At 64.1% G+C, this 19,422-nt stretch carries 22 protein-coding genes; 10 read left to right on the top strand and 12 right to left on the bottom strand.

Features of this window, described 5'->3' with window-relative positions; all coding sequences use genetic code 11:
• Positions 1–3 precede the first annotated feature (3 nt).
• Together P7F68_RS11370 and P7F68_RS11365 are read left to right on the top strand one after the other, a co-directional pair.
• Positions 4–1,470: a Ni/Fe hydrogenase subunit alpha gene (locus tag P7F68_RS11370; RefSeq protein WP_277833196.1), complete on the top strand. Its 1,467-nt coding sequence runs from the start codon at positions 4–6 to the stop codon at positions 1,468–1,470.
• Between the two features lie 23 nt (positions 1,471–1,493).
• On the top strand, positions 1,494–1,970 hold the full coding sequence (locus tag P7F68_RS11365; RefSeq protein WP_037982429.1) for a hydrogenase maturation protease: 477 nt from the start codon (positions 1,494–1,496) through the stop codon (positions 1,968–1,970).
• 8 nt (positions 1,971–1,978) lie between these two features.
• On the opposite strand, the gene radA is transcribed toward P7F68_RS11365, so the two are convergent.
• Both radA and P7F68_RS11355 read right to left on the bottom strand, forming a co-directional pair.
• A complete protein-coding gene (gene radA / locus P7F68_RS11360; protein WP_277833195.1) occupies positions 1,979–3,388 on the bottom strand; it encodes a DNA repair protein RadA in 1,410 nt (469 codons plus the stop codon).
• A 48-nt stretch (positions 3,389–3,436) separates the two neighbouring features.
• Positions 3,437–4,354: a LysR family transcriptional regulator gene (locus tag P7F68_RS11355; protein WP_083485757.1), complete on the bottom strand. Its 918-nt coding sequence runs from the start codon at positions 4,352–4,354 to the stop codon at positions 3,437–3,439.
• Positions 4,355–4,539: 185 nt separating this feature from the next.
• On the opposite strand from P7F68_RS11355, the gene lplT reads away from it, so the two are divergent.
• Positions 4,540–5,790, top strand: a complete 1,251-nt coding sequence (lplT, locus tag P7F68_RS11350; protein ID WP_002937460.1) for a lysophospholipid transporter LplT — start codon at positions 4,540–4,542, stop codon at positions 5,788–5,790.
• An 18-nt stretch (positions 5,791–5,808) separates the two neighbouring features.
• Here lplT and P7F68_RS11345 read toward each other — a convergent pair whose 3' ends face one another.
• From P7F68_RS11345 to P7F68_RS11330, 4 genes are all read right to left on the bottom strand, one after another.
• Positions 5,809–6,615, bottom strand: a complete 807-nt coding sequence (locus tag P7F68_RS11345) for a uracil-DNA glycosylase (protein WP_277833194.1) — start codon at positions 6,613–6,615, stop codon at positions 5,809–5,811.
• A 44-nt stretch (positions 6,616–6,659) separates the two neighbouring features.
• Positions 6,660–7,106, bottom strand: coding sequence for a ribosomal protein S18-alanine N-acetyltransferase (rimI, locus tag P7F68_RS11340; protein WP_277833193.1), 447 nt, complete (start codon positions 7,104–7,106; stop codon positions 6,660–6,662).
• A gap of 3 nt (positions 7,107–7,109) precedes the next feature.
• On the bottom strand, positions 7,110–7,802 hold the full coding sequence (tsaB, locus tag P7F68_RS11335; protein WP_002937479.1) for a tRNA (adenosine(37)-N6)-threonylcarbamoyltransferase complex dimerization subunit type 1 TsaB: 693 nt from the start codon (positions 7,800–7,802) through the stop codon (positions 7,110–7,112).
• Positions 7,803–7,868: 66 nt separating this feature from the next.
• Entirely contained in the window at positions 7,869–8,138 is a 270-nt protein-coding gene (locus P7F68_RS11330; protein ID WP_002929012.1) for a hypothetical protein, read from the bottom strand.
• Between the two features lie 335 nt (positions 8,139–8,473).
• Between P7F68_RS11330 and ompR the strand changes: the two genes are divergently transcribed.
• From ompR to P7F68_RS11300, 6 genes are read left to right on the top strand one after another with little or no spacing between them, the layout of a single operon-like run.
• Positions 8,474–9,235: an osmolarity response regulator transcription factor OmpR gene (ompR, locus tag P7F68_RS11325; RefSeq protein WP_002937482.1), complete on the top strand. Its 762-nt coding sequence runs from the start codon at positions 8,474–8,476 to the stop codon at positions 9,233–9,235.
• Positions 9,236–9,242: 7 nt separating this feature from the next.
• Positions 9,243–10,673, top strand: a complete 1,431-nt coding sequence (locus P7F68_RS11320; RefSeq protein WP_277833192.1) for a sensor histidine kinase — start codon at positions 9,243–9,245, stop codon at positions 10,671–10,673.
• The gene (locus P7F68_RS11315; protein ID WP_002937484.1) at positions 10,670–11,278 is read left to right on the top strand and encodes a septation protein A; all 609 of its coding nucleotides are present in this window, start codon (positions 10,670–10,672) and stop codon (positions 11,276–11,278) included. The genes P7F68_RS11320 and P7F68_RS11315 overlap by 4 nt, the downstream gene beginning before the upstream one ends.
• Positions 11,278–11,577, top strand: a complete 300-nt coding sequence (locus P7F68_RS11310; RefSeq protein ID WP_002929005.1) for a YciI family protein — start codon at positions 11,278–11,280, stop codon at positions 11,575–11,577. The genes P7F68_RS11315 and P7F68_RS11310 overlap by 1 nt, the downstream gene beginning before the upstream one ends.
• Positions 11,574–11,861: a BolA family protein gene (locus tag P7F68_RS11305; RefSeq protein ID WP_002929004.1), complete on the top strand. Its 288-nt coding sequence runs from the start codon at positions 11,574–11,576 to the stop codon at positions 11,859–11,861. The genes P7F68_RS11310 and P7F68_RS11305 overlap by 4 nt, the downstream gene beginning before the upstream one ends.
• Positions 11,862–11,871: 10 nt before the next feature.
• Positions 11,872–12,654: a peptidylprolyl isomerase gene (locus tag P7F68_RS11300; RefSeq protein ID WP_002929003.1), complete on the top strand. Its 783-nt coding sequence runs from the start codon at positions 11,872–11,874 to the stop codon at positions 12,652–12,654.
• Between the two features lie 137 nt (positions 12,655–12,791).
• On the opposite strand, the gene P7F68_RS11295 is transcribed toward P7F68_RS11300, so the two are convergent.
• From P7F68_RS11295 to P7F68_RS11280, 4 genes are read right to left on the bottom strand one after another with little or no spacing between them, the layout of a single operon-like run.
• Complete coding sequence (locus P7F68_RS11295) at positions 12,792–14,588, bottom strand: acyl-CoA dehydrogenase (RefSeq protein WP_002937487.1); 1,797 nt, start codon at positions 14,586–14,588, stop codon at positions 12,792–12,794.
• Positions 14,589–14,634: 46 nt separating this feature from the next.
• Positions 14,635–15,300, bottom strand: coding sequence for an energy-coupling factor ABC transporter permease (locus P7F68_RS11290; protein ID WP_083485756.1), 666 nt, complete (start codon positions 15,298–15,300; stop codon positions 14,635–14,637).
• A gap of 27 nt (positions 15,301–15,327) precedes the next feature.
• Complete coding sequence (locus tag P7F68_RS11285) at positions 15,328–16,257, bottom strand: electron transfer flavoprotein subunit alpha/FixB family protein (RefSeq protein WP_002937489.1); 930 nt, start codon at positions 16,255–16,257, stop codon at positions 15,328–15,330.
• A 2-nt stretch (positions 16,258–16,259) separates the two neighbouring features.
• Positions 16,260–17,009, bottom strand: a complete 750-nt coding sequence (locus P7F68_RS11280; protein ID WP_002928997.1) for an electron transfer flavoprotein subunit beta/FixA family protein — start codon at positions 17,007–17,009, stop codon at positions 16,260–16,262.
• 173 nt (positions 17,010–17,182) lie between these two features.
• On the opposite strand from P7F68_RS11280, the gene P7F68_RS11275 reads away from it, so the two are divergent.
• Complete coding sequence (locus P7F68_RS11275) at positions 17,183–17,773, top strand: TetR/AcrR family transcriptional regulator (RefSeq protein WP_002937490.1); 591 nt, start codon at positions 17,183–17,185, stop codon at positions 17,771–17,773.
• Positions 17,774–17,799: 26 nt separating this feature from the next.
• Here P7F68_RS11275 and P7F68_RS11270 read toward each other — a convergent pair whose 3' ends face one another.
• Both P7F68_RS11270 and P7F68_RS11265 read right to left on the bottom strand, forming a co-directional pair.
• A complete protein-coding gene (locus tag P7F68_RS11270) occupies positions 17,800–18,570 on the bottom strand; it encodes a TatD family hydrolase (protein WP_277833188.1) in 771 nt (256 codons plus the stop codon).
• A 30-nt stretch (positions 18,571–18,600) separates the two neighbouring features.
• Positions 18,601–19,401, bottom strand: coding sequence for an enoyl-CoA hydratase (locus tag P7F68_RS11265; protein WP_002928989.1), 801 nt, complete (start codon positions 19,399–19,401; stop codon positions 18,601–18,603).
• Positions 19,402–19,422 lie beyond the last annotated feature (21 nt).

Genomic DNA, 19,422 nt, shown 5'->3' with positions numbered 1-19,422 from the left:
GCCATGAGCTTGGATCTCGAAACCGCAACCGTTGCACGCGACAGACTACGCCGCGTCGCCATCGACCCGGTCACGCGCGTGGAGGGCCACGGCAAGGTCACCATCCTGCTCGACGAGGACAACAAGGTGCATCAGGTGCGCCTGCACATCGTCGAGTTCCGCGGCTTCGAGCGCTTCATCCAGGGCCGACCTTACTGGGAAGTGCCGGTGATGGTGCAGCGTCTGTGCGGTATCTGCCCGGTGTCCCATCACCTCGCGGCGTGCAAGGCGCTCGACCTGATCGTCGGCGCCACGACCCTGACACCAACGGCCGACAGAATGCGCCGGCTCATGCACTATGGCCAGATCCTGCAGTCGCATGCGCTTCACTTCTTTCATCTGTCCTCGCCCGACCTGCTGTTCGGCTTCGAGTCCGAGCCCGGTCGCCGCAACATCGTGGGCGTGGCGGAGCAGTTTCCCGACATTGCCCGCAAGGGCATCCTGCTGCGCAAATACGGACAGGAGGTGATCCGGCTCACCGCAGGCAAGCGCGTCCATGGCACCGGTGCTGTGCCAGGTGGCGTCAATCGCTCGCTGAGCAGTGCCGAGCGCCAGTTGCTACTCAGGGACGCCTACCAGATGATCGCCTGGAGCCGAGAGGCGGTCGAGATCGTCCGCCGCATCCATGAACAGGACCCCACGCTCTACGACAGTTTCGGCAGCTTCGAGTCGAATTTCATGGGCATGGTCGCCCCCGACGGTAGCCTCGATCTCTACGACGGCGCGCTGCGTGCTCGTGACGCAGACGGGCGCATCCTCTTCGACCAGGTCGACTATCAGACTTACGACAGCCTGATCATGGAAGAGGTCAAACCCTGGACCTACATGAAGTTCCCCTACCTCGCCGCACTCGGCCCCGAGCACGGCTGGTACCGGGTCGGACCGCTGGCGCGAGTGCAGAACTGCGACAGCATCCCCACGCCGTTTGCCGACCATGAGCGGCGGACGCTGCTTGCCTACGCCGGCGAGCGCCCGATGCACGCCACGCTGGGCTATCACTGGGCGCGCATGATCGAGATGCTGTTTGCCGCGGAGACGATCAAGGATCTCCTCCACGACGACGATATCGAGGGTGACGAGCTGATGGTGACCGGGTCCCGCCGGCGCGAGGGCGTCGGTGTCATCGAGGCGCCGCGCGGCACCCTGTTCCACCACTACCAGGTCGGAGACGACGACCTCGTCACCATGGCCAACCTCATTGTGTCGACCACCAACAACAATCAGGCGATGAATGCCGCGGTGCGCGAGGTGGCCAGGCGCTACCTGGACGGCCGCGAACTCACCGAAGGGCTGCTCAATCACATCGAGGTTGCCATTCGCGCTTACGACCCCTGCCTGTCGTGCGCGACCCACGCCCTGGGCAAGATGCCGCTCGAGGTACGGCTGGTCGACGCCGCGGGTGAGGAGCTCGACCGCCGCTGCCGTCAGTGAGCCCGGGCACAGCGCATGCTGACATGAGCATACGGACGCCACCGCCGATTCTCGTGTTCGGCTGGGGCAACCCCAGCCGCGGTGACGACGCACTCGGCCCCCTTTTCATCGACGCCCTCGCCGGTCGCGCGCTGCCCGGTGTCGAGTGCCTGACCGACTTCCAGCTCCAGGTCGAACATGCACTCGACCTGCGCGACCGGCAGCGCGTGCTCTTCGTCGATGCTTCGGTCGACGCCGGGCACCCTTTCGAGGTCAGCACAGTCCTGCCGGCGCGCGACACCAGCTTCACCACGCATGCGGTGTCGCCGCAGGTGGTGCTGAGTGTGTTCGAGGACCTGGAGCGATGCCCGCCGCCCCCTTCAACGCTCCTCGCCATCCGCGGTGAGCAGTGGGCGCTGGGTACCGAGCCGTCGCCGCAGGCAATGGCCCGGCTCGCAGCGGCCCTGGACTGGGCGCTGGCGTGGTGCACAACCGGCCCGCCGGCGCCCGGAGCCGGCTGAGCGCGGCCTCACTCGAGTTCGCGCAAGGCCTCCAGCGCCTCGTCGACGCGCTCCACGGCGATCACCCGCAATCCGTCGATGGCCTGCTTGGGCGCATTCGCGCGCGGCACGATGGCGGCGTCGAAGCCGAGTTTGGCTGCTTCCTTCAGGCGCTCCTGGCCGCGCGGCGCGGGGCGAATCTCACCGGCAAGGCCGACCTCGCCGAACACGGCCAGGCCACGACGCAAGGGGCGATCGCGCAGCGAGGACACGATCGCGAACAGGATCGCCAGATCGGCAGCCGGCTCGGTGATCTTCACCCCGCCCACCGCATTCACGAACACGTCCTGGTCGAAGCACACAATGCCGGCGTGGCGATGCATCACCGCCAGCAGCATGGCCAGCCGCGTCTGCTCGAGGCCGACCGAAAGCCGGCGCGGGTTGGGGCTCTGCGACGCATCGACAAGCGCCTGCACCTCGACCAGCAGCGGACGCGTTCCCTCCTGGGTGATCAGCACGCAGCTGCCCGGCACCTGCTGGGAGTGCTGCGACAGGAAGATCGCCGACGGGTTGGACACGCCGCGCAGCCCACGCTCGGTCATCGCGAACACGCCGAGCTCATTGACCGCACCGAAGCGGTTCTTGAAAGCACGGATGAGACGGAAGCTCGAATGCGTGTCGCCCTCGAAGTACAGCACGGTATCGACGATGTGTTCGAGCACCCGCGGACCGGCGAGCGCCCCGTCCTTGGTGACATGGCCAACGAGGATCAGGCAGGTGCCGCTCTGCTTGGCAAAGCGCGTGAGCTGGGCCGCGCATTCGCGCACCTGCGCCACCGAACCCGGGGCCGACTGCAGGGTTTCGGAATAGACGGTCTGGATCGAGTCGATGACCGCCACCCGCGGCCTCGCCTCACGCAGTGTGTGCAGGATGCGCTCAAGGTTGATCTCGGCCAGCATCTGCAAGGGCGTCGCAGGCAGCTGCAGGCGCTGGGCACGCAGCGCGACCTGTTCGCCCGACTCCTCGCCGCTCACATAGACTGCGGTCGTGCGCACATCGTCTGCGCCCGCGCCTGCCCCCTGCTGCAGCGTCGCAAGGTTGGACAGGGCCTGCAACAGCAGCGTCGACTTGCCGATCCCCGGATCGCCACCGATCAGCACGACACCGCCGCTCACCAGTCCGCCGCCGAGCACACGGTCGAATTCGTCCAGTCCGGTTGGCTGGCGAGGTTCCTCCTTGGGCTGCAGCGCAGACAGGGGGCGCAGTCGTGCGGTATCGCCGGCCAGGGCCGCAAAGCGGTTGCCGGCCGACGACGTTGCCGGCTCAAGGACGGTTTCGACCAGCGTGTTCCAGGCCTGACACTGCGGGCACTGACCCTGCCAGCGCACCGCCTGTGCACCGCACTCGGTGCACACGAACGCAGTCTTCGCGCGTGCCATCAGTCAGTTACGGTGCGGGCAGTCGGAAATCGGCCGTCTGACATCGGGTCAGGCCGCGCTGTCGCGATCGGCCATCCGCGCGAATTCCTCGCAGGCAAAGTCTGCAAAGGCGGTGATCAGTCGCGAGCGGAACTTGTCACGGGGCAGGATGACTTCGAGCGGGGTGTAGATCCTCGGCTCGAGCGCAATCGCAACCAGACGGCCATCCTCCAGGTCTCGCTGGATCGCGCGTTTGGACGCGATGGCAAAGCCCAGCCCCGCAGCCGCAAGGTGCTTGATTGTCGCCAGACTGCCGATCTCGGCGCACAGGGTGATCTCACTACCGGCAATGCCGGCAGCCTCGAAGAACTCGTCGGCAATCTGACGGATGCCGTTACCCGGGTCACGATCAATGAAGGGGTGGCCGACCAGGTCCTTCGCTCGCAGACTCTTGAACGCCGCAAGCGGGTTGTCGGGACTGCAGATCACGAACAGCTCGTCGCGTGCAGCACTGCGGCGCTCAATGGCGTGTTGCTCGGTAACGATCTCGATGAGGCCGATGTCCAGATCACGCGCAGCAACGGCATCTTCGGTCAGTTTCGAGTTGCCGACCACCACACGCGGCAACACGCGTGGGTAGCGGCGCTTGAAGCCTTCAAGGATGTGCGGTAGCCAGTAAGCGGCGATCGTTGTGCTGGTGCCGATCTTGATCTGGCCCGCAAGCTCGTCGGTAAGCTCGGACACGCGCGAGTCCAGCTCGGCGGAGAGTCCGAGAATCCGCTCGGCGTAGGCCAGTACAAGTTCGCCCGCAGGTGTCAGGGAGATCTTGCCATGCCCGCGATCGAGCAACCGGGTGTCGAAGTGCTCTTCCAGCTGCTTGATCTGGAAGGTGACGGCTGGCTGCGTCATGTGAAGGTGTTCTGCCGCGCGCGTGAACGAGCCGTGCTTCGCTACCGCGTGGAAAACCTGAAGTCTGCGATCTGCCATGATCCGGATAAGGATGGTTTATCAACTCGAATTAAAGCACAAATGCAGGCGTTCGGCGATCCCACATACGCCGGGGTTTGGTGCCAAAGCTGGCGCTGATTTCGGGCATTGATCGGCGTCATCACCATGCACACGCCTTCGTGATATAAACCGCGCTCCTGCTACCGTGAGCCTGCTACCGCACGATGCCGCTCGGCTTCTACATCATCATGGCTGCGCAGTTCTTCTCTGCGCTCGCCGACAATGCCTTGCTCATCATCTCGATCGCAATGCTCCGGGACATGGCCGCACCGTCCGAGTTCGAGCCGCTGCTCAAGCTGTTCTTCACCCTGTCCTACGTCGGCTTGGCCGCATTCGTCGGCGCCTTCGCCGACTCGATGCCCAAGTGGCGGGTGATGCTGATCAGCAACACGATCAAGATCGGCGGCTGCCTGATGCTGTTTCTGGGCAGCCACCCGCTGCTGGCCTACGCCGTGATAGGACTCGGTGCGGCCGCTTACTCGCCCGCCAAGTACGGCATCCTCACCGAGTACCTCCCTCACCGCCTGCTGGTGGTCGCCAACGGATGGATCGAGGGGCTCACGGTGGGGGCAATCATCATCGGTACCGTGATGGGCGGCATAATGATCCGCGACGACGTCTCTGCGGCCCTGATGGGCCTGGGGCTGCCCTTTGCCGACAACGCCTTCGAGGCGGCAGTGTTCGTCGTCGGCTCGCTCTATCTCGCCGCGGCCGTGTTCAACATGTTCATCCCCGACACCGGTGTCGACCACAAGCCGCTCAAGAACAACCCGATCTACCTGTTTCATGATTTCAACCACTGTCTGCGCCTGCTGTGGCGCGACAAGCTCGGTCAGATCTCGCTCGCCGTCACCACGCTGTTCTGGGGCGCCGGGGCAACCTTGCAGTTCATCGTCATCAAGTGGGCCGAACACAACCTGGGTATGAGCCTCTCCGAAGCCTCCATGCTGCAAGGCGTGGTGGCGCTCGGAATCGCCGCCGGCTCGATCCTTGCCGCGCGCTACATCTCACTGCGTCAGTCCGTGAGGGTGATCCCGCTTGGCATCGCGATGGGGATCGTTGTCACCTTGATGATCGGCGTGACAGAGGCGTGGATCGCGATGGCGCTCATGGTGGTCGTGGGAGGACTCGCGGGCTTCTTCGTGGTGCCGATGAATGCACTGCTGCAGCACCGCGGCCATATTCTGATGGGCGCTGGCCACTCAATCGCAGTGCAGAACTTCAACGAGAACCTGTCGATCCTCGTCATGACCGGCACCTATGCCTTGCTGATCATGTTCGGGCTGTCGATCAACACCGTGATCGCGCTCTTCGGCATCTTCGTCGCCGGCACAATGCTCGTCGTCAAACGCCGCCACGAGGCAAACCAGCGCGAATTCGACAATGTCGCCCTGCTCGAGGACCGCACGCACTGAGCAGCACCCCAAGCATGCTCAGTCCGACGCGCAGGCGCCGGCCATCAAGCGACGGCCAAAGCACAGATCCTCCCAGGCTTTGGCCTTGTCCTGCGGATTGCGCAGCAGATAAGCCGGATGATAAGTCACTATCACTGGCACGCCATTGCGCTCGAAACGCCTGCCGCGTGCGGCAGAGATTGCGATCTCACGATTCAGCAACGCTTGTGCGGCGGGACGGCCGAGCGCAATCAGCAGCCGCGGCCTGACCAACTCGATCTGGCGCTGCAGATAGGGCAGACAGGCGTCCAACTCGGCCCCCTGAGGCGTGCGGTTGTGCGGCGGCCGGCACTTGACCGCATTGGCAATGAAAACGTCCTGGCTCCTGTCCAGGCCGATGGCGCCCAACATGTTGTCGAGCAGGCGGCCCGCCGGACCAACGAAAGGTTCGCCTCGAAGATCCTCCTCGCTGCCCGGCCCTTCGCCGACGAACATCCAGCGTGCATTGCGGTCACCAACACCAGGTACGGCCTGCCTGCGCTGCTCGCAAAGACCACAAGCGCGGCAGGCGCGCATGTCTTCCTCGAGGGCGTCCCACTGAAGGCTGGCAATCCGCTGGGCGCGCACGCTGCTGATCGCGTCATCGGCGGACGGCGGCGCGACATCTTCGCGTAGAGGCTTGGCAGGCGGCTCGACGCGCGCGCGCCCCCGTATGTCGGGCCGCGACGGCGCACGCTCGTCCCGCGGCAGCTGAGGTGACGACTCAACGGCCTGGGCTGCCACGCCTATGTCGTCCTGGGCCTCATCGGCAGTCCTGCGCAACCGCCAGACCGGCCCAAGGCCCATTTCCCTCAGCAACGCATCACGGCGGGATGTTTGCGTACCCGCGATCATAGGTCCCGCCTCATCACGATCGCATCCTCGCGCCCTTCGACTGCCGGATAGTAGCCACGACGACGGCCAATCTCGCTGAAACCCGAGCGCTCATAAAGCGCCAGGGCAATCGCGTTCGAAACGCGCACCTCGAGAAAGAACGCGACTGCGCCCTGATCACGGGCGAAATGCGCAATCCAGTCCAACAACTGTCGTCCATACCCCCTGCCCTGCGCCCGAAGACTCACGCCGATGTCGAGCAGGTGCGCCTCATCGAGGACGCGCAGAACAACCGCGTACGCTAACGCTTCGCCACCAGCGTGCATCACCCAGGCATCGTTGCCGGCGGCCAGCGCATCCTCGAAGTTACGGCGCGTCCAGGGGTGTGCATGAAGGCAAGCTTCCTCAGCGCACACCCAGTCGAGGTCGTTCGCCGTCATCGGCGTGATCACGCAGGCGTTCATGAATCAGGCCCGTCCACCCCGAGCGAGTCGTTCGGCCGTCGTGAACGCGACCTTGTCGCGCACATAAAGCGGCAGCGCGTACTCAGCGGCGACCAACTCCTTCCTCAACGCCATCGCAGCGCCCAGGCGAGCGACTTCGTCCGCACGCGGCACAAGGTCGGGCCTGCACCCGGTGAGTCGGCCGAGCGTACGCGCCTCGAGTTCCTCGGGCCATGCCGCAAAAGCAGACCCTGCAGCAAACCAGTCGCCCGGCGGCAGTTCGAATGCGCCAGGTGCGTCACAGCACGGACCGTTGAGGGCGACGGGCAGGCCGTCCCCGTCAAGCTCGTAAGTGGCGTGATACATCTCGCCCATGCGCGCATCGGTAGCCACCAGCACGCGGGGTGCAGGTACCTGCAAAGCCAGAGCCTGCAGACTGCACACGGCAGCAACCCCCAGGTCGGCGCCCAGTGCAATGCCCTGTGCGACACCGCAACCCAGGCGCAAGCCGGTAAACGCACCAGGGCCTGCGCCAAACGCAACCGCATCCAGTTGTGTTGCTGCAAGGCCCGCCTCGGCCAACACTGCGCGTACGTCTCGCAACACCGCTTCGGAATGATTTGCGGCACCGTGAATACGGCGGCTGAGCAACGCTCCGCCCGCAAGCAAGGCGACGCTGCCATGCTCGGTGGCGGTCTCGATCGATAGGACGTTCATGGTGGCGCCATTCTACCGGCTCGGGGCGCCCCCCGACAGGCGTCGTAAAGCCCTCGCGGGCAAGGCTCAGCGTTTGCCCCGCCCGGAGACCTTGTCGTCCTGGTAGGCCCCGCGTGCCGCATCGCTGACGTGTCGGCGCAGATGCCCGCGCTCCTCTGCACTGATGCTGCGGCGCTGCGGCGTGGTGTTACTGTCCTTGCCGGAATCCTCGAGGGTCTGCCGCCAGTCTTTCGTGGCCCGCTGGACGACAGGCTTCACGGCATGCGCCTCGCCCGTGACAGCCTCGCTCACGCCCTGCGCCATTGCCTCGGCGGACGGCAGGAGCGTGGCAAGCATGCAGGCCACCACGCCCGAAATCGCGTGCAGCCGGTGCGACGTCCTCGGCTGCGAGCGTAGGACGCTCACTGCGGAAGAGGCTGATCTGGGAGTCTGATTCATCTGGTCTGTCTGGACGGCGAGTCCGTCAACGCGGCCCACCGAATATGAGGCTTCAGGCTACGGACCTTACGGCAAATGACCATCGATGTGTAGTGCGCCAGGTCAAAGCCACGGGCGTTTTGTAAGGTGATATTGCCTCTGCCCTAGGCGCTTACGAAGGGTTACCCGGCAAATTCAGTGCCCGCCGACGAGCCTACTGGCAAGCGCTCGAGACTCAGGCTAGCATTCCTCACATGAACCTGAAGACACGCTATCGCATTCTCGTCGTCGATGACGACGCACGTCTGCGCGAACTCCTGTCCCGCTACCTGCAGGAGCAGGGATTCGCCGTCAAGGCCGTGGGTGACGCACCGATGATGGATCGGGCGCTGCATCGTGAGCACTACGATCTGGTAGTGCTCGACTTGATGCTGCCGGGCGAAGATGGTCTCGCCATCTGTCGACGGCTTCGCGGCGCTGAGAACACGATCCCCATCATCATGCTGACAGCCAAGGGCGACGACGTAGACCGCATCGTCGGCCTTGAGATGGGAGCCGACGACTACATCGCCAAGCCCTTCAATCCACGCGAGCTCGTGGCGCGCATCCAGGCGGTCATGCGCAGGCAGCCGCAAACGCTGCCCGGCGCCCCGACCGCTGAGGACGAGGTCGTCGCCTTCGGCCGCGTGAAGGTGAATCTCGGCACGCGCTCGTTGACCCGGGATGAAGAGGAGATCCAGCTCACCACGGGGGAGTTCTCCCTGCTCAAGGTGCTGCTGACACATCCGCGTCAGCCGCTGTCGCGCGACAAGCTCATGGAACTCGCGCGCGGGCGCGAGTACGGCGTGTTCGATCGCGCCATCGATGTCCAGGTGTCTCGCCTGCGCAAGCTGGTTGAGGACGACCCCGCCAAGCCGCGCTACCTTCAGACCGTGTGGGGCTTCGGCTATGTGTTCGTACCCGACGGGCAGAAGGGTGGCGGCGAGGAAGACGCCAAGCCGGACGCGGCCACCTGAGCCCTGGATGACCGAGGCGCCACTGCGCACACTGGAGCGGGCGGCCAGGACACCCCTGGCTGCTCGCCTGTTGCCGCATACCCTGTTGTGGCAGACGTTTCTGCTCGTCGCGCTGCTGCTCATCGTGGCGCTGGGCGCGTGGTCGCAGATCTTTCGCTACGTACAGGAGCCTGCGCGCGCTCGTGACGTAGCACAGATGGTCGTATCCGTGGTGAACTTGACGCGTACCGCGCTGATCAACGCCGATATCGACCGCAGGGTGGACCTGCTCATCGACATGGCTGCGCTCGAGGGCATCCGTATCTATCCGGCCGAGCAAAGCGATGAGCTTGAGCCCTTGCCCGACACCCGACCTCATCGCTTGCTGGTGAACGATGTCAGGCGTCAGCTGGGTGAGCACACACGCTTCGCCACGCGCTGGAAGACGCTGAACGGTTTCTGGGTGAGTTTCCGCCTCGACCCCGAAGACGCCAACGATGAATACTGGGTCATGCTGCCCCCGGAGCGCATCGAGAATCCGGACAGCTTTGGCTGGCTGGGCTGGGGCGGTGGCGCCCTGCTTGCGGCCCTGCTTGGCGCCTTCCTGATCGTGTCTCGGGTAAGCGCCCCACTTCGCCAGCTCGCACGTGCGGCACGGCAGTTGGGCAGTGGGGTCACGCCGCCGCCGCAGGAAGAATCCGGCCCGCAAGAGATCGCCGTGGTCGCCCGTGCCTTCAACCAGATGACGAGCGACCTTGCGCGCATGGATGCTGATCGTGCCCTGATTCTCGCTGGTGTGTCGCATGACCTGCGCACGCCATTGGCCAGACTTCGACTCGGCATCGAAATGTCCGGCGCACCTGACGACGACGTCGCTGCAATGGTGACCGACATCGAGGAGATGGACCGCATCATCGGGCAGTTCCTTGACTTCGGGCGCGGGACACCGCAGGAGGCTTTTGCGCTGCTCGACCTCGTCACACTTTGCCGCGAGGTGTCCGACCCTTACCGCCTGCGTGGTGTCGACATACGCCTCAGCACTCCGGATCATCTGGTCGTAGCAGTTCGTGCACTGTCGCTACGACGGGCGCTGGCCAACCTGATAGACAATGCTCTCCGTTACGCGGGTGACGAGTGCCCGCTCGATATTGTCGTCAGCGTGAGTGACGATGAGGCGTGCATCGAAGTTGCAGATCGTGGCCCCGGCATCCCGGAGACAGAAGTCGAGCGCATGCGCCAGCCCTTCACCCGCCTCGAAAAGGCGCGCTCGAACACGAAGGGAGCAGGCCTTGGCCTGGCGATCGTTGAACGCATCATGGCATCCCACCACGGACGACTCGAGCTGCTGCCACGCACAGGCGGTGGCCTGAGGGCCATCCTCTGCCTGCCCGCCGGCGCAAGTGACGGCGGGCGCGATAGAATCAATCAATCAGACTTGGGCTTCGGCCACGAACCATGAAAATCCTCTTCGATCTCCTCCCCGTCATCCTGTTCTTTGCCGCCTACAAGCTCGGCGGTGCAAACCCGGATGCCGCCCATGCATTGGCCTCCGGCTGGCTCGGGGGTGACATCGCGCCGTCGCAGGCGCCCATCCTCATCGCCACGTTCGTCGCCATCGTCGCCACAGGCTTGCAGATCGCGCTTGTATGGCTCCGTCATCGCAAGGTCGACAACATGCTGTGGGTTAGCCTTGGCATCATTGTCGTGTTCGGCGGTGCCACACTGTTCTTTCACAACCCCACCTTCATCAAGTGGAAGCCGACGGCACTTTATTGGTTGTTCGGCTTCGTGTTGCTTGGATCCGCCCTGATCCTCAAGCGCAACCTCATCCGCAAGATGCTTGAAGCGCAGATCCAACTGCCCGATCAGGTGTGGGGACGGCTCAACGCCGCATGGGCGTGCTTCTTCGTTGCCATGGGTCTGCTCAACCTCTATGTCGCCTACAACTTCAGCGAAGAAGCATGGGTCAACTTCAAGATGTTCGGCGGCCTTGGCCTGATGCTCGCATTCGTTCTGGCTCAAGGCTTCTATCTGTCACGCCACATGGAAGAGGAAACCAACTGATGTACTACGCATTGATCGGCGAGGACGCACCGGGCACGCTCGATACGAGACTTGCCGTCCGTCCCGAACACGTCGCTCGCCTGGAGCTGCTGCGCAACGAGGGGCGGCTGTTGCTGGCGGGTCCGATGCCCGCAATCGACTCACCCGACCCGGGGCCTGCGGGCTTCCTGGGCAGCTTGATTGTGGCCGAGTTCGACTCGCTCGCCAGCGCTGAAGCGTGGGCACGCGAAGACCCCTACACCCGGGCCGGCGTGTTCGCGCAGGTGACCGTGCGTCCTTTCCGCAAGACCTTGCCGTGAGCGCGCAGACCGTCGAGCGCATGCGCGCAATCCTTGCCCAGGGCTTCCAGACCCGGGTACTCGAGATCGAGGACGAGAGTGCCCTGCATGCCGGCCACGCCGGCGCCCGAGAAGGCGGTGGGCACTATCGGCTTTACATCGTTTCCGATGCTTTCGAAGGCTGCAGCAGAGTGCAGCGACAGCGTATGATCTACACCGCGCTTGGCGACATGATGAAGAAGGACATCCATGCGCTTGCCATTCGCGCGCTTTCGGCCACAGAGGCCACCACACATGAAAACTGAAGGAATCTCCATGAAACAGTTCCCGAGCCGCCTCGCCGTCACGCTGCTGGCCGGCTTCCTCGCCCTCCCCGCACTCGCTGCCGACTCGCTCGCCAAGGTCAATGGCGTTGCCATTCCGGCTGCGCGTGCAGAAGCCATGATGGCCGAGCAGCGTGCCCAGGGCGTTCCCGAGAGCGAACAACTGCAGGGTGCGATCCGCGAGGAACTCGTGCGCCGCGAAGTGCTGGCGCAGGAAGCCGCCAAGAAGGGGCTGGACAAGAAGGCTGATGTGCAGGCTCAGATGGACATGGCGCGCCAAGCCATCCTGATCCGCGCCTACCTGCAGGAGTACGTACGCACCAACGCCGTGAGCGACGCCGAACTGCAGAAGGAATACGATGCCATCAAGGGGCGCATGGGCGACAAGGAATACCTCCCGCGCCATGTCCTCGTGGAGACCGAGATTGAGGCCAAGGCGATCATCGCCCGCCTGCAGAACGGTACGCCGTTTGCAGAAGTCGCCAAGGAATCCCGTGATCCGGGCTCTCGTGAGCGTGGTGGCGAACTCGGCTGGAGCAACCCCGGCATGTTCGTGAAGCCCTTTGCCGATGCAATGGTGGGCCTCGAGAAGGGCAAGTACACCCGTACGCCGGTCAAGAGCGATTTTGGCTATCACGTCATCCAGCTCGATGATGTGCGCGCTGTCCAGGCCCCTCCGTTCGAAGAGGTGAAGCCCCAGCTTCAACAGCGCCTGCAGCAGCAGATGGTCGAACGCCATGTGCTCGAGCTGCGCGAGAAGGCGAAGGTGGAGTGACGCACTGACGGCGCGCCTGCACTGCGTCTGCCAAGTCAGGCGCGCCTACATCAAAAGGCCCGATCCGGCATGCGCCGGTCGGGCCTTTTTGCTCCGCTTGCCGCCGCCTCAGTAGGCAGCGGCCTCCGGGTCGGGGCTCAGAAGTTCTCTTCGGCGAGTTCCAGAGCACCGGCTGCACCATTGACCACCGTGTAGGCGAGGCCAGGTGCCTGCGCCAGGACGTGATCGGCATAGAAGCGTGCGGTGACGATCTTGGTCTTGTAGAAACTCGCCTCGCCCTCGCCAGCTTCCAGCTTGCGCCGGGACACCAGTGCCGCGCGCGCCATCTGCCAGCCACCGGCGACGATGCCAAGCAGCTTCAGGAAAGGCACCGAGCCAACCGAGGCCGCCTTGATGTCCTTGGCGTACGTGGCGAGGATATAGGCAACCGCCTCCTCCACAGCAGCGATGCCGGCACCCAGTGCCTTGCGGATGGCAGCAAAGGCCTCGCCATCGACGGCGGCGAGTTCGGCCTCGACTGCACGCATCTGAGCCACCACGCCGGCAATGGTCACGCCGTTCTCGCGGGCGATCTTGCGGCCGATCAGGTCATTGGCCTGGATCGCAGTCGTGCCCTCGTAGATGGTCGTGATGCGAGCGTCACGGAAGTGCTGCGCTGCACCCGTCTCCTCGATGAAGCCCATGCCGCCGTGCACCTGCACGCCATCGGAAGTGACGTCGATCGCGTTCTCCGTGCACCAACCCTTGACCACAGGGATCATCAGGTCGACAAAAGCCTGGTTCTGTACGCGCACGGCTTCGTCAGCATGGTTGTGCGCCTTGTCGAAGGCCGCGCCGACGACGTAGGCCAGCGCACGCATGGCTTCGGTCTTGCTCTTCATGTTCATGAGCAGGCGGCGCACATCGGCATGATGCAGGATGTTGACCTTGGGGCCGCCACGCACGCCGGCGTCCGTACCCTGCACGCGATCCTTGGCGTACTGCAGCGCATGCTGGTAGGCGCGCTCGGACAGGGCCAGGCCTTCCATGCCGACTGCAAAGCGGGCTTCGTTCATCATGATGAACATGTACTCGAGGCCGCGGTTCGGCTCGCCGACCAGAGTACCGATCGCGCCGCCCTTGTCGCCGAAGGCGAGCACGGCGGTCGGGCTTGCGTGGATGCCGAGCTTGTGTTCGATCGACACGCAGTGCACGTCGTTGCGTGCGCCCAGGCTGCCATCGGCATTGACGAGGAACTTCGGCACCACGAACAGCGAGATGCCCTTCACGCCTTCGGGTGCATCCGGCAGGCGGGCCAGCACGAGATGAATGATGTTGTCGGTGAGGTCGTGCTCGCCATAAGTGATGAAGATCTTCTGACCGAAGATCTTGTAGGTGCCATCACCCTGCGGCTCGGCCTTGGTACGCACGGCGGCCAGGTCGGAACCGGCCTGCGGCTCCGTCAGGTTCATGGTGCCGGTCCATTCGCCGGAGACCATCTTCGGCAGATACATGCTCTTCTGCTCATCCGTGCCGCGCAGCATGAGCGCCTCGATTGCACCACTGGTCAGCATCGGGCACAGCGAGAAGGCCATGTTGGCCGACTTCCACATCTCCATCACGCCAGTCGCCAGCAGCTTGGGCAGGCCCTGACCACCGTATTCGGGGTCGCAAGGAAGCGCCGTCCACCCGGATTCGGTGAATTGCTTGTAGGCGTCCTTCCAGCCTGGTGCGGTCGCGACTTCACCGTCGCTCCATTTGGCACCCTCCTGGTCACCAGTCCAGTTCAGCGGGGCCAGCACGCCGGACGCAAACTTGTCGGCCTCCTCGAGAATTGCGTCCACGAGGTCGGCAGACACTTCCTCGTTGCCCGGCAGTTGGATCACGGCATCGAGGTCGGCGAGTTCGTTCATGACGAACTGCATGTCACGGAGAGGGGCGTTGTAGTTGCTCATCAGGGTCGTCGCTCCAGGGAAGGTGTATTAAGCCGATACGGATTTGTTACTTGCCGATCAGGTAACGGCGATCGTCGAATGCCGCCACCCAGTCGGGTCGATAGACCACCATCAGCGTGATGACTGCCCCGCTGATCCAGGCCTCAGAAAAACCGAGCAGCAGGAAGAACGGCAAATACTCGCCAAGGAGGAAACCGGCACTGTATGCGCCAGCAAGCACCAACGAGAGCGAGCTCACCGTTCCCTGCAAGATCACCGTCAGCGCGGCACCCGCGAAGCTGGTGAGGAATACGAACACGAAGAAGTGCGCCGGCAACCAGCGCTCGATCGCACGCTGAATCGCGTAGGCGAGGCCTACCGGCACCACGGCCATCAGCACGAAGTTGAGCGGCCATGCCACCCACTCCACGGCGCCATTCAAGGTTACACCGGTCAATGCCAGCGCGAGCGCCACCAGGGCAAGCCACGGACCGAGCGCCAGCGTTGCAGCCATCGCTCCCAGCATGTGCAGGTTCAAGCCGGGTTGCACCCCGGCCTTCAGGCTCCACATCAGCATCACGCCGACGGCGAAACCCAGCAAGAGATTGACCTGACTGCCGTCACGCAGCCGTGCCCAGGGAGCGCGGCGCGCGATACCGTATAAAGCCGCCAGCGTGATCGCCAGCATCACCCCATGCCACGCCGTGGAATACAGCGATGCAGGAAGGTTCACGCTGGCGACCGCGCCGGTACTGACCGATCAGACCGCGCCGGTCAGCTCGGGCACGACCTGGAACAGGTCGCCTACGAGACCGTAGTCGGCAACCTGGAAGATCGGCGCTTCGGGGTCCTTGTTGATCGCCACGATCACCTTGGAATCCTTCATGCCTGCCAGGTGCTGGATCGCCCCCGAGATACCGATGGCGATATAGAGCTGCGGCGCAACGATCTTGCCAGTCTGACCGACCTGGTAGTCGTTCGGCACATAGCCCGCGTCGACCGCGGCGCGCGATGCACCCAGCGCCGCACCGAGCTTGTCGGCGAGCGGTTCGAGCAACTGATGGTAGTTGTCACCGCTGCCAAGACCACGACCACCGGAAACGATGATCTTGGCCGCCCCGAGCTCGGGACGCGCGCTCTTCGTGATCTCGCGGCCAACCAGCGCGGTCGTGCCCAGATCAGCGCCTGCGGCAACCGCCTCGACCGGCGCGGCATTGCCGTCGCCTGCGGCATCGAAGGCTGTGGTACGCACGGTAATCAACTTGATGGCATCCGCACTCTTGACGGTCGCCAGCGCATTGCCGGCGTAGATCGGGCGCACGAAGGTGTCGGGCGCCTCAACAGCGACGATATCGCTGATCTGTGCGACGTCGAGCAGCGCGGCCACGCGCGGCAGCATGTTCTTGCCAGCCGAGGTGGCGGGCGCAAGCACGTGACTGTAGCCCTGCGCCAGACCCTTCACCAACTCGGCAACGTTCTCGGCGGTCTGGGCCTCGTAGTGGGGCGCGTCGCACACCAGCACCTTGGCCACGCCGGCGACCTTGGCCGCCGCCTCTGCCGCGGCGCTGCAACCGGCGCCTGCAACAAGCACGTGTACGTCGCCGCCAAGCTTGCCTGCTGCGGTGACGGTATTGAGCGTGGCGGCCTTGATGGACTGATTGTCGTGTTCAGCAATGACGAGAATGGCCATGTTCAGATCACCTTCGCAACGTTCTTGAGTTTGTCGACCAGCTGCGCAACATCAGCCACGCGTTCACCTGCACTGCGCTTGGGCGGCTCGGAGACCTTGAGGGTGGTCAGGCGCGGAGCAACATCGACGCCCAGATCGGCAGGCTTGACGGTGTCGAGCGGCTTTTTCTTGGCCTTCATGATGTTGGGCAGCGTGGCGTAGCGCGGCTCGTTCAGGCGCAGATCGGTGGTCACCACCGCCGGCAGCGAGACGGACAGCGTCTCGAGGCCGCCGTCGATCTCGCGCGTCACCGCCGCCTTGCCGTCGGCAAGCGCCACCTTCGACGCAAACGTTGCCTGCGGCCAGCCCATCAGCGCAGAAAGCATCTGGCCGGTCTGGTTGGCGTCATCATCGATGGCCTGCTTGCCGCAGATCACCAGGTTAGGCTGCTCTTTGTCGCACACCGCCTTGAGCAGCTTGGCAACGGCCAGGGGCTGCAGCTCGACGTCGGTCTCTACCAGGACGCCGCGATCGGCACCGATAGCCATCGCCGCGCGCAAGGTTTCCTGGCAAGCACCGATGCCGCAACTTACCGCAACGACTTCGGTGGCCACACCGGCCTCCTTCAGGCGCACAGCTTCTTCCACTGCGATCTCGTCGAAGGGGTTCATGCTCATCTTGACGTTGGCGATGTCCACACCACTGCCGTCGGCCTTGACGCGAACCTTGACGTTGTAATCGACAACGCGTTTGACGGGTACCAGAATCTTCACTCTGCCGCGCTCCTCTGTTATTACTGATTGAGTCCCTGCACCGCGTACAGGGACTCATGAATTATGTCACCGCCCTCACCGGAAGGCACTGCTGCACTGCCGCACAGAAGCCATACGGATTGGTATTGCGCATACGGTAGCGTATGGAGGCAGAATCGTCAATACTACGCCGTATGGAAACCACAGCAAAGAAACCCCGCACCCAGCTCGACCGCGACGCCTGGGTTGTCGGCGCAATCGAAGTCCTGGCCGAAGAAGGCATTGCCGGCCTACGGGTAGAAGTCCTGGCCAAGCGCCTCAAGGTCACCAAGGGCAGCTTCTACTGGCACTTCACCGATCGCCGCGACCTGCTCCTCGGCGTTCTGCAGCACTGGAAGGAAGGGCGCATCCGCGACATCATCAAACAGACGCGAGCCCAGCCGGGGCGCGAGCTTGAGCAGATCTACCACGTCATCGACGTGTACAGCGCGAATCGAAGCCGGCGCGGCATGATGATCGAGCTTGCAGTGCGCGACTGGGCGCGTCGCGACGCGGAGGCAAGCGCAATCGTCGCCGAAGTCGATGACGTCCGCCTGCGCTGCGCGCGCGAGCTCTTTCTCGCCTGTGGTGTACCACTCGAAGAAGCTTCGAGCCGATGCATGCTGCTCTATGCGTACGTATTTGGCGTTTCGCTGATGATCTACGACAAGTTCGACAGCGACATCCCACGCCTGAAGCGCGACATTGCAGATCTCATCGCCCGGTCGTCGAGTCCGCGAGCCTGAGCCCGCGGGGCAATCGTGCCTGCGGCTCATCCAGGCTGCCACCCGCCCAGCGCTGCGCTTGCGTTGCGGCCCGTAACCGCCACCACCTCATCGACCCCAATACCGCGTAATCCTGCAAGCACTTCTGCATAGCGTTTGAGGTTGCACGGCAGATTGCGGCTGCCCTGCCCCCACGCCGGAGGGATATCCGGGGCATCGGTCTCGAGCACGATGACATCGAGCGGGAGGCAACGCGCCAGGTCGCGGATACGGGTGGAACCATCGAAGGTCATTGCCCCCCCGAATCCCAGTTTGAAGCCGAGTGCAATGAACTGCTCGGCCTGCTGACGGCTACCATTGAAGGCGTGGGCAATACCGCCACGCAATTCGAAGCGGCGCAACTGGGCAAGGATGGGGTCGATCGCTCGACGCACATGAAGGATCACTGGCAAGGCATGCCGACGCGCCAGTCTGAGCTGAGCGACGAAGAACTCGTGCTGGCGGACCGGATCGACGTCGGTGACATGGTTGTCCAGCCCGATCTCGCCGACTGCGACCACCCCACCGCGCTGCAACTCGTCGTCCAGCACATCAAGGTCCGACATCTGCGCCTGCATGACGTAAAGCGGGTGAATACCCAGCGCACAGCAGGTGTCGGTCCGCGCACCTGCAAGCGCGCGGACCGCGGCGAAGTTAGCCGCGGCAACGGCCGGCACCACGAAACCTGCGACCCCTGCGGCGCGTGCCTGTGAGATCAGCGCCTCGCGGTCGCCGTCGAACTCCGCTGCGTCGAGATGGACATGGGTGTCGATGAGCATGTGCGGCAGTTCCCGGCGCGGCCGCTCGCGTCAGCGCCCCTTGAACGCTGGCTTGCGCTTGGCGATGAAGGCGTCGATGCCCTCGGCAGCGTCTTCGCACATCGCGTTGCACGCCATCGTCTCGGCCGCAACCTGGTAGGCGGCGTCGATTCCCATTTCAAGTTGCTTGTAGAACAGCTGCTTGCCCATGCGGATGGCAACCGGCGACTTGGCAACGATCGACGCAGCAAGGGCAGCAATCTCATCATCGAGTTGCTCGATCGGGACGACACGGTTCACCAGGCCGCGGCGCTGAGCCTCCCGAGCGTCGATGAAGTCACCGGTCACCAGCATCTCGAAGGCCTCCTTGCGCCCCATGTTGCGCGACAGGCCGACACCCGGCGTAGCGCAGAACAGCCCCACATTGATACCACTCACGGCAAAGCGCGCCACGTCAGCCGCGACCGCGAGGTCGCACATCGACACCAGTTGGCAACCTGCCGCCGTAGCGATGCCATGGACACGGGCAATCACGGGCTGCGGCATTTCCGTCAGCTTCATCATGAACTTGCCGCACAGGCGAAACAGGCGTTGCTGGAACTCGAGCGCGTGGTTGGCACGCATCTCCTTGAGATCGTGCCCGGCGCAGAACGCCTTGCCCTCGCCTGCCAGAACGACAACACGAACGCTCTCGTCACGCGCGATCTCATCCACAGCCGCGATCAGGGTCTCGAGCATCGCGAACGACAGCGAGTTGAACTGCGCAGGCCGGTTCAGCGTGAGGGTGGTCACGCCGTTGCGGTCTTCACGCAACAGCATCGGCTGGTCATCGGGAACGGGTACTGCGCTCATGTCTCGCCTCCGTAATCAGAA

It is taken from the genome of Thauera mechernichensis (genome assembly GCF_029588855.1).
Taxonomy (GTDB): Bacteria; Pseudomonadota; Gammaproteobacteria; order Burkholderiales; family Rhodocyclaceae; genus Thauera; species Thauera mechernichensis.
Note: the sequence above shows the minus strand (reverse complement) of the source record. Positions and strands in the feature narration are given on the sequence as shown.